This is a genomic window from Rhodococcus sp. CX (genome assembly GCF_015865005.1).
Taxonomy (GTDB): Bacteria; Actinomycetota; Actinomycetes; order Mycobacteriales; family Mycobacteriaceae; genus Rhodococcus.
This window is the reverse complement of record NZ_JADZGH010000218.1, coordinates 2,441-14,171: the sequence shown is the minus strand read 5'-3', so window position 1 is coordinate 14,171 and position 11,731 is coordinate 2,441. Positions and strand designations below refer to the sequence as shown.

The following is an 11,731-nucleotide window of genomic DNA, read 5'->3' as shown; positions in this document are numbered from 1 at the left end:
GATGCGGAACTGCGCGGTCGCGGGGTGAGTGTGCTCGGGGTGTCGTACGAGGACCGGGCGAAGTTCACGGTCGCGGCGCGGGACCCGGAGCAGCTGGCGAGTGTGGTGGCGTCGGTGACGTCCGGCGCCGGGGAGCTGGAACCCGTCGGCCGGGAGTGGATCGACGGATAAACGCGTCGTGCGCGGTTTCGGTAGTGGGAACTACCGAAACCGCGCACGGACGGCGGAAGCCGCTTACAGGGACTTCAGGATCTCGCGTGCGAGAGCAGCGGTCTCGGACGGCGTCTTGCCGACCTTGACGCCGGCCGCCTCGAGGGCGTCCTTCTTGGCCTGCGCGGTGCCCGAGGAACCGGAGACGATGGCGCCGGCGTGGCCCATGGTCTTGCCCTCGGGGGCGGTGAAGCCGGCCACGTAGCCGACGACCGGCTTGGTGACGTTGGCCTTGATGTAGTCGGCGGCACGCTCCTCGGCGTCGCCACCGATCTCACCGATCATGACGATGACCTTGGTCTCCGGGTCCTTCTCGAACGCCTCGATGGCGTCGATGTGGGTGGTGCCGATGACCGGGTCGCCGCCGATGCCGATGGCGGTCGAGAAGCCGTACTCACGCAGCTCGAACATCATCTGGTAGGTCAGGGTGCCGGACTTGGACACCAGGCCGACCGGGCCCTTGCCGGTGATGTTCGCCGGGGTGATGCCGACGAGCGCCTCGCCCGGGGTGATGATGCCGGGGCAGTTGGGGCCGATGATGCGGGTCTTGTTGCCCTTCTCCACGTTGTAGGCCCACGCGTACGCGGAGTCCTGCACGGGGATGCCCTCGGTGATGACCACGAGCAGCGGGATCTCCGCGTCGATGGCCTCGACGATGGCGTCCTTCGAGAAGGCCGGGGGAACGAACGCGATCGAGACGTCCGCGCCGGTCTCCTTCATGGCCTCGGCGACGGAGCCGAAGACCGGCAGCTCGACCGGGTTGCCGTCCTTGTCGGTGTGCGACACGGTGGTGCCGGCCTTGCGGGCGTTGACGCCGCCGACGACCTGGGTGCCGGCCTTGAGCATCAGCGCGGTGTGCTTGGTGCCCTCGCCGCCGGTGATGCCCTGGACGATGACCTTGGAATCCTTGGTAAGGAAGATTGCCATTGTTCTGTGTGTCCCTTTACTTCGCTGCGGCGGCGAGCTCGGCAGCCTTGTCGGCAGCTTCGTCCATGGTGGCGACGAGCGTGACCAGCGGATGGTTGGCCTCGGCGAGGATGCGGCGACCCTCGTCGACGTTGTTGCCGTCGAGACGGACGACGAGCGGCTTGTTGGCCTCGTCGCCGAGGATCTCGAGAGCCTTGACGATGCCGTTGGCGACGGCGTCGCAGGCGGTGATGCCACCGAAGACGTTGACGAACACGCTCTTGACCTGCGCGTCGTTCAGGATGACGTCGAGGCCGGCAGCCATGACGGCCGCGGAGGCGCCGCCACCGATGTCGAGGAAGTTGGCGGGCTTCACGCCGCCGTGCTTCTCACCGGCGTACGCGACGACGTCGAGGGTCGACATGACCAGACCCGCGCCGTTACCGATGATGCCGACCTCACCGTCGAGCTTGACGTAGTTGAGGTCGTTCTCCTTGGCCTTGAGCTCGAGCGGATCCGTCGCGTCCTTGTCCTCGAACGCGGCGTGGCCGGGCTGACGGAAGTCGGCGTTGGCGTCGAGGGTGACCTTGCCGTCGAGGGCGAGGATCTGGTCGTCCGGCGTACGGACGAGCGGGTTGACCTCCACGAGGAGAGCGTCTTCCTTGACGAAGACCTCCCACAGCTTCTGGATGGTCACGGCCGCGGCGTCGAGAACCTCGGCGGGCAGGTGGCCCTTCTCGGCGATCTCACGGGCGAAGGCGAGGTCGACACCCTTGACGGCGTCGACGGGGACCTTGGCGAGACGCTCCGGCTTGGTGGCGGCGACCTCTTCGATCTCCATGCCACCCTCGACCGAGCACATCGCCAGGTAGGTGCGGTTGGTGCGGTCGAGCAGGAAGGAGATGTAGTACTCCTCCGCGATCTCGCTGGCCTCGGCGACCAGAAGCTTCTTGACGATGTGACCCTTGATGTCGAGGCCGAGGATGTTCTCGGCGTGGGTCTGCGCGTCGTCTGCGGTAGCGGCGTACTTCACGCCACCGGCCTTGCCACGGCCACCGACCTTGACCTGGGCCTTGACCATCACCGGCTTGCCGATTTCCTCCGCGATCTCGCGGGCACCGGCGACCGTGTCGGTAACACGGCCGGCCGACGTCGGCACGTCATGCTTGGCGAAGAGTTCCTTCGCCTGGTATTCGAAGAGATCCATCTGCTCACCGTCTCGTCTGCGTTCACGCCCGCTCGGGGGTTTTGAGCGGGCCAGGTTCGGACTCTAGTTACTTGGAAGCCCCAGGAAACGATCGCACTCGGGCCATGTGGCGCATGTCACGGAGTACGAGGGCTCGCGAGCTACCTCACGGAGATTCCTCCCGGAGTGTGAGCGAGGCCGCAACCAAGAGGAGCACCGTCCCCAGAATGACAGGTGCGACACAGAGGGCCGCGACCGGATCCTGGATCACACTTCGAACCAGCACCCACGACGACGCGTACACGGCCGTCGCACCGGCCGCTCCCAGCAGCAACGCCCCTCCCCGCGCGGGTCGCGACCGCACCGCCACCGCCGCCGCGACCCCCACCGCGACGGCGAGCAGAGCCCGCCCCCACACGTCGTATCCCCAGGGATAGGCGAGCAGCGACCCGGCACCGTGGTACAGGGGCACGGCCGACCCGACGATGCACGCGACGGCCGCGACCAGGACGACCACGCGCGTGCGCGCGGTGACGTGCAGCTCGGCCGAGGTGTCGATCCGATCGCGCTCGGCGGCCCCCGCGACGAGGACCGCGACACCGGTGGCGGCCGCACCCACCAGGGTGCAGAACACGACGGCGGTCCCCGGACCGGCGTCGACTCCCGGCAGGTCGGCGGCCACCACCCACGCCTGCAGTACTGCGGCGGCGGTCGCCGCGACCGCGACGATCGGCACCGCAACCGCCGGACGCACCGTCTCGGCACAGGCGGACAGCAGCAGCCACACGCTCAGCGCCGCCAGCAGCAGCCCGGCGACGAGCAGCACGCGGGTCTGCGGCAGATCCGGGACGTCGTGGCCGGCCGGCACGGAGAGCGTGGGCAACAGTGCTCCGACGACGGCGAGCGCGGCGGTGAGGAGACCGAGGACACCGGCGACGGCGTGTGCCCGGCCGGAGCGGAGAACACCAGTCGATCCCGGCCGGGCCGGGCGGGCGGCACGCCGCGCACCGGCCGCGGGCATCGCCGCGGCCAGTACGACGAGGAGCACCGCGGCGATCGTCCCGGCGGCGGTCGCCGGCGTGGGTGAGAGCCGGTCCCCGGCCAGGCCCGCGGCAAATCGTGGTGCGAGCAGGGCGAGCGCGGCCGCTCCGGCCCCGGCGATCGCGCCCGCCGCGGCCGTCGTTCCCGCACTGAGCGCCCACGCCACGGTGACGAGCGCGAACGTCGCGGTAAGCACACCGCCGAGCGCAGTGGTCGCGGGAGCATCGAGCACCCCGCGCGCGACGATCACCGGGTCCGACGAGACCACCACCGGCGCGAGCAACCCGACGGCCACCACCGTCGCGGCACCGACGATCCCGGCGACGACGGGCGTACCCGGCCGGGTGCCGACCGGTCCCTCGTCGGCGTGCGGGGCGCCGCCCGCGGCGATCGCACCGGCCACACCGGCGAGCACCGCGCACAGGTGTCCGGCGAGCAGCATCGCGGCACCGGGTCCGCCGGTGAGCGCCGCGGCGGTCACGGGACGGAACAGTTCGAACCTGTTCGCGTCGATCGCGTCGACGAACAAGGTGAGATCGGCGAGCGCTGCGCCCGCGGCGATACCCCCGGCCCCCGCGAGCAGGGCGCCGGCTGCGGTAGCCGATCGGCGCGCGACCGCGAAGGCGGCGACAGGGATCGCCGACACGGTGATCGCGGCGACGATCGCGGCGGCGAGGATCGCGGACCCCACGGCGCCGGTTCCGGCCCGCACGACCGGCAGCAGCGGCGCCGCCGCGACGGCGAGGGCACCCAGCACCGAGAATGCGAGTCCGAATCGGAGTGGTGTGGGGCGGTTCGACACGGGGCGACGCTACGCGACCGATATGTCACCGGACCGTGACACACCGAAATGTTCTGTATCGCCGGGGCAAGAGCGGAATGTTTCCGCTTTCGCCGCAGGTGAGACTGTGATGCCGCTCACAGCGCCTGGGCGTGTCTCCCGTATGGGTTGCCAGCCCAGCGATCGTTTCGTTACGGTCCCTTTGGTCGAAATAACGGTCAGGTCACGAACGGGAGGAACGGCGAATGAGCCCGAGCAGTCAGCTCACCAGCCGTGGGGTCCACGACGGATCATCGGAGACCGACCACTACGCAGGCGCTGGGTACTCGGCAGACTCCGGCTACTACACGGAGTCCGGGTACTACGACTACGAGTCCGACTACTACACGGACGCCCCCTACCACTACGGCGACGACCAGCCGACCGCCGCGCAGTCCTACGCCGACCGGTCCTACTACGGGCAGGCCGCTTTCCGTGACGCCGGCGCCGAGACCTACTACGAGAACGAACCGGTCGACGTGGATGCCCCGGGCCGCCGCGGCGGCGCCCACCGCATCCCGACACCGCCGAGCGCGCTCAAGGGCCGCGCCGCGGTGTTCGCCGTGGCGGCCGGCGCAGTCGTCGCCGCAGGCCAGGCCGCAACGAACGGGCCCTCGCAGGGATCCGAGCACTCCGAGGTCGCACTCGCGGCGAACGAGTCCGATTCCAACGTCATCGCCGCCACCGCGGTACCGCAGGCTTCCCAGTTCGCCGCGACCGCCTCGGACGGCGCCGCTCCGTCGCAGGCGCCGCAGGTCCTCAACATCGCGGACCCGAACGATCTCTCCCAGTTCTCGAACCTGCTCGCGAAGGGCCAGCGGTTCAGCGAGGAGCGTGCCGCCCGCGAGGCCGCCGCCCGCCGCCCGTTGTTCGTCCTCCCCGCGATCGGTACGTTCACCTCGAACTTCGGTGCCCGCTGGGGCACCCTGCACGCCGGTGTGGACATCGCCGGCCCGATCGGCACCCCGATCCTCGCGGTCGCCGACGGTGTCGTCATCGATTCCGGTCCCGCCTCCGGCTTCGGCCTGTGGATCCGCCTGCAGCACGCCGACGGCACCGTCACCGTCTACGGCCACATCGACCAGACCCTGGTGACCGTGGGCCAGCAGGTCATGGCGGGCGACCAGATCGCGACGATGGGCAACCGCGGCTTCTCCACCGGCCCGCACCTGCATTTCGAGGTGCATCTGAACGGCACCGACAAGATCGACCCGGTTCCGTGGCTCGCCACCCGGGGCATCAGCCTCGGCATCGAGCAGGACTGAATCGGCCCACTCGGCAGCAATTCCGCGCCGGTACCCCGTGACCGGAGCCCCGGCGCCACCTCTCCCCTAGAGCTTGACCATCGGCACGCCGCCGACGAGCATCAGCCGCACCTTGCCGGCGCTTCCGAAGTCGATGACGACCGTCGCGGTCGGTCCCGACCCCTTCGTCTCGAGCACCGTCCCGAGCCCGTACTTGTCGTGACTGACCCGGTCCCCCACCGCGAGCACCAGCTGATTGTTGCGGGCGCGCGCACTGCCGAACCCGCCGCCCGATCCGGAGCCGCCCCCGAAGCCCGAACCGCCCCCGAAGCCGGATCCGACGCCGCCGTAGCCGCGTGAGCGTCCGGACCCGATGGCGTGGCCGGCCGAACGAGCCGGCTCCTCCCGCTTCCATTCGATGAGGTGCTGCGGAATCTCTTGCAGGAAACGCGATTCCGGGTTCGACACGGGCTGACCCCAGGACGAGCGCAGGACCGCGCGGCTGAGGTAGAGCCGACGTCGGGCCCGCGTGATCCCCACGTACGCCAGGCGGCGTTCCTCGGCCAGCTCGGCCGGGTCGCCGAGCGCGCGCATGTGCGGGAACTGCCCGTCCTCCCAGCCGGTGACGAACACGACCGGGAACTCCAGGCCCTTGGCGGTGTGCAGCGTCATCAGCGTCACGACGCCGTCGTCGTTCTCCGGGATCTGGTCCGCATCGGCGACGAGCGAGACCTTCTCGAGGAATGCGGGCAGCGATCCCGGTTCCGGATCGCCCTCGTCCCGCTCGATGTCCTCCAGCCCCGCCGCATTGCGCGCATCGGAGCTGAATTCCCTTGCCACGCTGACCAACTCGTTGAGGTTGTCGAGGCGGGCGCCGTCCTGCGGGTCGTCGCTCGCGGCGAGTTCCGCACGGTAGCCGGTCCGTTCGAGGATCGCCTCCACCAGATCACCGAGATCGACGAGTTCGTTTCCGTCCGAGTCGGTTTCGGTGAGCATCGCGCGCAGTCGGTCGAGCATCTCGGTGAACGCGGCAATTGCCTTCTGGGAACGCGTGTTCAGCAACGCGACCTGGCCGGCGGCGGCGTCGGCCAGCGCCTGCCCGAAGCCGATCCCGAGCCGCTCGGCGTGCACCGCGACGCACGCCTCGGCGCGGTCGCCGATGCCGCGGCGCGGGGTGTTGAGGATGCGGCGCAGGCTCACCGTGTCGTCCGGGTTGGCGAGCACCTTCAGGTACGCGACCAGGTCGCGGACCTCCTTGCGCTCGTAGAAGCGCACCCCGCCGACGACCTTGTACGGCACGCCGTGGCGGATGAAGACGTCCTCGAGTGCCCGGGAGGAGTTGTTGGTGCGGTAGAAGACGGCGACGTCGGCGAACTTGACCTCCCCGGCGGCGGTGAGCCGGTCGATCTCCGCGGCGACGAACTGCGCCTCGTCGTGTTCGTTGTCGGCGACATAGCCGACGATGAGATCGCCCTCGCCGGAGTCGGTCCACAGCCGCTTCTCGCGGCGTCCGGCGTTGCGGGAGATGACGGAGTTGGCCGCCGACAGGATGTTCTGCGTGGAGCGGTAGTTCTGCTCGAGCAGGATGGTCCGGGCGTCCGGGTAGTCGCGCTCGAACTCCTCGATGTTGCGGATCGTCGCGCCACGGAAGGCGTAGATGGACTGGTCCGCGTCGCCGACGACGCACAGTTCGCTCGGCGGCACCGGGCTCCCGTCTCCGGCCTCACCGACGAGCGTGCGCACCAGCACGTACTGTGCGTGGTTGGTGTCCTGGTACTCGTCGACGAGCACGTGGCGGAACCGGCGCCGGTAGTACTCGGCGACCTGCGGATGAGCCTGCAGCAGCGCGACCGTCTCGCCGATGAGGTCGTCGAAGTCGAAGGCGTTCGCCGATCGCAGCCGCTGCTGGTAGTGGGCGTACACGGTCGCGACGATGCGCGGCAGCTCCGCGGGGTCGCCGTCCGCGTCCGCGGCGGCCTCCTGCGGATCGATCAGCTCGTTCTTCAGGTTCGAGATCTGGGTGGCGAGCAGGCGCGCCGAGTACTTCTTGGTGTCGAGATCGAGATCCTTGGCGATCATCGTGAGCAACCGGCGCGAGTCGTCGGCGTCGTAGATCGTGAAGTTCGAGTTCATGCCGGGCAGCAGGGCCGACTGGGCCCGCAGGATCCGCACGCAGCTGGAGTGGAACGTCGAGACCCACATGCTGTTGGCACGCGGCCCCACCAGCTGCGCGACGCGTTCGCGCATCTCGGCCGCGGCCTTGTTCGTGAACGTGATCGCCAGGATCTGACCGGCCGCGACACCGCGCTCGGCGAGCAGGTACGCGATCCGCCTGGTGAGCACCGCCGTCTTGCCGGAGCCGGCGCCGGCGACGATGAGCAGGGGACCACCGTCGTGGGTCACCGCTTCCCGCTGCTGGGGATTCAGGCCCGCGAGCAGCGAGTCGGACGAATCCGCACTCGCTCGCCGGGGTGAATCGGAGTCGGGGTGGCCGAAGGCAACGGGAGTGTTCATCGTCGTACCAAACTACCGGCGGACCCCGACAATCGCGTAGACGGGCGATCCGGACGTTCCGGCCAGGTCGCCCTTACTTGGCGACCGGATTCCACGGATGGCAGACTGGTTTGCATGTCATGTGACCGCTGTCGACCGGATGGACAGGATGCACTACGGTGTCGGTTTCCCAGCACCGACGCCTGACCGCACGGTCCTGATCCACCTCCGGCGGTAACGCCCACCGGTTCCGGAGCGATCCCAGTTCTGACGCGAGGAGATGACATGAGCACCAACATCGACGCTGCCACATCCGACTCTGCCGCCGACGTCCCCGCCAGCCAGGCGGAGATCGACGAACTTCGCAAGGAGATCGACCGACTCGACGCCGAGATTCTCGCCGCGGTCAAACGCCGCACCGAGGTCTCGCGAATCATCGGCCGTACCCGCATGGCTTCCGGCGGCACCCGTCTCGTGCACAGCCGTGAGATGAAGGTGCTCGAGCGGTTCAGCGATCTCGGCCAGGAGGGTCACACCCTGGCGATGCTGCTGCTCCGCCTCGGCCGCGGCCGACTCGGCCAGTAGTAGCCACAACCGACTCGGCCGGTAGCCGCACGGGCTTCCGGCCGTAGCCGTCGGCCTACTCGAAGGCGATGTACTTGGTTTCGAGGTACTCCTCGATGCCTTCATGTCCGCCTTCCCGTCCGATCCCCGACGCCTTGACCCCGCCGAACGGCGCGGCCACGTCGGAGATCACCCCGCGGTTGACCCCGACCATGCCGGATTCGATCGCCTCGGACACCCGCAGCGCACGATCGAGGCTGCGCGTGTACATGTAGGCGGCCAGGCCGTACTCGGTGGCGTTGGCCGCGGCGATCGCTTCGTCCTCGGTGTCGAATCCGGCCACCGCCGCCACCGGGCCGAAGACCTCTTCCCGCAGGATCCGCGCGGACGTCGGGACGTCGTCGAGGACGGTCGCCGGGTAGAACCAGCCCGGCCCGTCCGGAACCTTGCCACCGAGCCGCACCCGCGCACCGTTCGCGACCGCATCGTCGACGAGGGTGGTGACGGTGTCCTTCTGGTCGGCGTCGATCAGCGGTCCGAGTGTCGTGTCCGGATCGGTGCCCGGTCCGAGCCGGTAGGCGGCCATCTTCTCGGTGAGTTTCGCGACGAACTCCTCACGCACGGAGTTCGCGACGTGAATCCGGTTCGCGGCCGTGCAGGCCTCGCCCCCATTGCGCAACTTCGCGGCGAGCGCGCCGTCGACCGCGGCGTCGAGATCGGCGTCGTCGAACACCAGGAACGGCGCGTTGCCGCCGAGTTCCATCGACGTGCGCAGCATCGCATGCCCTGCCTTCTCGGCCAGGGCGCGGCCGACGCTCGTCGACCCGGTGAAGGTGAGCTTGCGCAGTCGCGGGTCGTCGAGCAGCGGACCGGTCACGGCACCCGCGTGGGAGGTCGGCAGCACCGAGAGCACACCCTTCGGCAGGCCCACCTCCTCGAACACCCGGGCGAGCAGCAGCATCGTCAGCGGGGTCGCCGACGCCGGTTTGACGAGCATCGTGCAGCCGGCGGCCAGCGCCGGCGCGATCTTGCGGGTCCCCATCGCCAGCGGGAAGTTCCACGGCGTGATCGCCAGGCACGGGCCGACGGGCTGCTTCGTGACGAGAATGCGCCCGGTACCGGCCGGCGAATGGGTGTAGCGGCCCGCGATGCGGACCGCTTCCTCGGAGAACCCAGCGAAGGAACTCGGCGCCGTACCGGGCCTCGGCGCGGCTCTCCGGCAGCGCCTTGCCCATCTCGAGGCTCATCAGCAAGGTGAACTCCTCGGCGCGGGCGGTGACCGCCTCGAAGGCCGCGCGCAGCAGCTCACCGCGTTCGCGGGGCGCGGTCGCCGCCCACTCCGGCCCGGCCGCGACCGCCGCGTCCAGTGCTCTGGCCGCGTCGGCGGGACTCGCGTCGGCGACTTCGGTGAGGACCTTCCCGGTCGCCGGATCATGAACGGGAAAGGTCGCGCCGTTCTCCGCAGCGGCCCAGTCGCCGCCGAGGAACAGATCGGTGGGCACGGTTCGCAGCATCTCCGAGATGTCCATGTCCCCATCATGCGCCCGCGCATTTCACATCGGTTTCCGACCGACCGGTAACTTCCGTTCCGCACTAGTCTCTGCAGACATGGAAAACGTGACGCGAACCGCCCCGTGGCAACAGCTCGCCGAACATCGTGCGGAGATCGAGTCGCTGCACCTGCGCGAGTTGTTCGCGGCGGAACCGGGTCGCGCCGAGGCGTTCACGCTCACCGCCGCCGACCTGTACATCGACTACAGCAAGCACCTGATCACCGGCCGCACCCGCGAGTTGCTGCTCGACCTGGCCCGCGCGTGCGGCGTCGAAGCACACCGCGATCGGATGCTCGCCGGCGAGCACATCAACACCTCGGAGGACCGCGCGGTGCTGCACACGGCGCTGCGGCTTCCCCGCGAGGCGACGCTCACCGTCGACGGCCAGGATGTCGTCGCCGACGTGCACGCGGTGCTCGACAAGATGGGTGAATTCACCGACCGGGTCCGTGACGGCCGGTGGCGCGGCGCCACCGGGGAACGCATCACCACGGTCGTCAACATCGGCATCGGTGGGTCGGATCTGGGTCCGGTGATGGTGTACCGGGCGTTGCGGCACTACGTCGACGCCGGTGTCGAGGCCCGGTTCGTCTCCAACATCGATCCGGCGGATCTGACCCACAACCTGCAGGGTCTCGACCCGGCCCGGACGCTGTTCGTCGTTGCGTCCAAGACGTTCTCGACGCTCGAAACCCTGTCGAACGCGACCGCGGCGCGGCGCTGGCTGGTCGCGGCGCTCGGCGAGGACGCCGTCGCGAAGCACTTCGTCGCGGTGTCCACCCACAAGGAGCGGGTCGTCGAGTTCGGGATCGACCCGGAGAACATGTTCGGGTTCTGGGACTGGGTCGGCGGCCGGTATTCGGTGGGCTCGGCGATCGGGTTGTCGGTGATGGCCGCGATCGGCAGGGAGCGGTTCGCGGAACTGCTCGCCGGGTTCCACGCGATGGACACCCATTTCGCGACGGCGCCGCTCGAATCGAACGCGCCGGTGCTGCTCGGTCTGCTCGGCGTCTGGTACACCAGCTTCCTCGGGGCGCAGTCCCGCGCGGTACTGCCCTACAGCAACGATTTGGTGCGGTTCCCCGCGTATCTGCAGCAGCTGACGATGGAGTCGAACGGCAAGTCGGTGCGCTCGGACGGCACCGCGGTGGACTATCCGACCGGGGAGATCTTCTGGGGTGAGCCGGGCACCAACGGCCAGCACGCGTTCTACCAGCTCCTGCATCAGGGCACGCACCTGATCCCGGCGGACTTCATCGGCTTCGCCCGCCCCCTCGACGACCTGCCGACGATCGACGGACGCGGCTCGATGCACGACGTGCTCATGTCGAACTTCTTCGCGCAGTCGACGGTGCTCGCGTTCGGCAAGTCCGCCGAGCAGATCCGCGCCGAAGGCACCGACGAGGCGCTGGTGCCGCACAAGGTGATGCCCGGCAACCGCCCGTCGACGACGGTCCTGGCCCCGTCGCTGACCCCCTCCACGCTGGGTCAGCTGATCGCGCTGTACGAACACGAGGTGTTCGTGCAGGGCGTGATCTGGGGTATCGATTCGTTCGACCAGTGGGGTGTCGAACTCGGCAAGGCGCAGGCGCTCGCGCTGGAACCGGCGCTGACCGAGCCGGAAGAGCCCGCATCCCTGGGGGATTCGTCGACGGACGCGCTGATCCGCGAGTACCGGCGGCTCCGCAACAGCTGACGATCTACGCGGCTTCTG

Annotated in this window: 7 protein-coding genes and 1 pseudogene; 3 read left to right on the top strand and 5 right to left on the bottom strand. The window is 69.3% G+C overall.

Annotated features, from left to right (window positions below; all coding sequences use genetic code 11):
• Positions 1-234 precede the first annotated feature (234 nt).
• The 3 genes from sucD to I0Q12_RS23995 all read right to left on the bottom strand — a co-directional run bounded on the left by sucD (position 235) and on the right by I0Q12_RS23995 (position 4,145).
• Positions 235-1,137, bottom strand: a complete 903-nt coding sequence (gene sucD, locus I0Q12_RS24005; RefSeq protein ID WP_197255412.1) for a succinate--CoA ligase subunit alpha — start codon at positions 1,135-1,137, stop codon at positions 235-237.
• 16 nt (positions 1,138-1,153) lie between these two features.
• A complete protein-coding gene (gene sucC, locus I0Q12_RS24000; protein WP_197255410.1) occupies positions 1,154-2,323 on the bottom strand; it encodes an ADP-forming succinate--CoA ligase subunit beta in 1,170 nt (389 codons plus the stop codon).
• A 145-nt stretch (positions 2,324-2,468) separates the two neighbouring features.
• The gene (locus tag I0Q12_RS23995) at positions 2,469-4,145 is read right to left on the bottom strand and encodes a hypothetical protein (protein WP_197255408.1); all 1,677 of its coding nucleotides are present in this window, start codon (positions 4,143-4,145) and stop codon (positions 2,469-2,471) included.
• 224 nt (positions 4,146-4,369) lie between these two features.
• Between I0Q12_RS23995 and I0Q12_RS23990 the strand changes: the two genes are divergently transcribed.
• Positions 4,370-5,428 (top strand): M23 family metallopeptidase, encoded by a 1,059-nt coding sequence (locus tag I0Q12_RS23990; protein WP_231611318.1) that lies wholly within the window; start codon positions 4,370-4,372, stop codon positions 5,426-5,428.
• A gap of 66 nt (positions 5,429-5,494) precedes the next feature.
• Here I0Q12_RS23990 and pcrA read toward each other — a convergent pair whose 3' ends face one another.
• A complete protein-coding gene (gene pcrA / locus I0Q12_RS23985; protein WP_197255406.1) occupies positions 5,495-7,921 on the bottom strand; it encodes a DNA helicase PcrA in 2,427 nt (808 codons plus the stop codon).
• 264 nt (positions 7,922-8,185) lie between these two features.
• Here pcrA and I0Q12_RS23980 point away from each other — a divergent pair, with 264 nt between their 5' ends.
• Positions 8,186-8,485 carry a chorismate mutase gene (locus tag I0Q12_RS23980; protein ID WP_197255404.1) on the top strand — a complete coding sequence of 100 codons (300 nt, stop codon included), beginning with the start codon at positions 8,186-8,188 and terminating at the stop codon, positions 8,483-8,485.
• Between the two features lie 55 nt (positions 8,486-8,540).
• On the opposite strand, the pseudogene I0Q12_RS23975 reads toward I0Q12_RS23980, so the two are convergent.
• Positions 8,541-9,993, bottom strand: a pseudogene (locus tag I0Q12_RS23975) (NAD-dependent succinate-semialdehyde dehydrogenase).
• Positions 9,994-10,072: 79 nt separating this feature from the next.
• Between I0Q12_RS23975 and pgi the strand changes: the two are divergent.
• On the top strand, positions 10,073-11,713 hold the full coding sequence (gene pgi / locus I0Q12_RS23970; protein WP_197255402.1) for a glucose-6-phosphate isomerase: 1,641 nt from the start codon (positions 10,073-10,075) through the stop codon (positions 11,711-11,713).
• Positions 11,714-11,731 lie beyond the last annotated feature (18 nt).

Bases quoted from the DNA above. Each gene is read 5' to 3' on its own strand.
- sucD (WP_197255412.1), bottom strand. From the start codon at position 1,137: ATGGCAATCTTCCTTACCAAGGATTCCAAGGTCATCGTCCAGGGCATC.
- sucC (WP_197255410.1), bottom strand. From the start codon at position 2,323: ATGGATCTCTTCGAATACCAGGCGAAGGAACTCTTCGCCAAGCATGAC.
- I0Q12_RS23990 (WP_231611318.1), top strand. From the start codon at position 4,370: ATGAGCCCGAGCAGTCAGCTCACCAGCCGTGGGGTCCACGACGGATCA.
- pcrA (WP_197255406.1), bottom strand. From the start codon at position 7,921: ATGAACACTCCCGTTGCCTTCGGCCACCCCGACTCCGATTCACCCCGG.
- I0Q12_RS23980 (WP_197255404.1), top strand. From the start codon at position 8,186: ATGAGCACCAACATCGACGCTGCCACATCCGACTCTGCCGCCGACGTC.
- pgi (WP_197255402.1), top strand. From the start codon at position 10,073: ATGGAAAACGTGACGCGAACCGCCCCGTGGCAACAGCTCGCCGAACAT.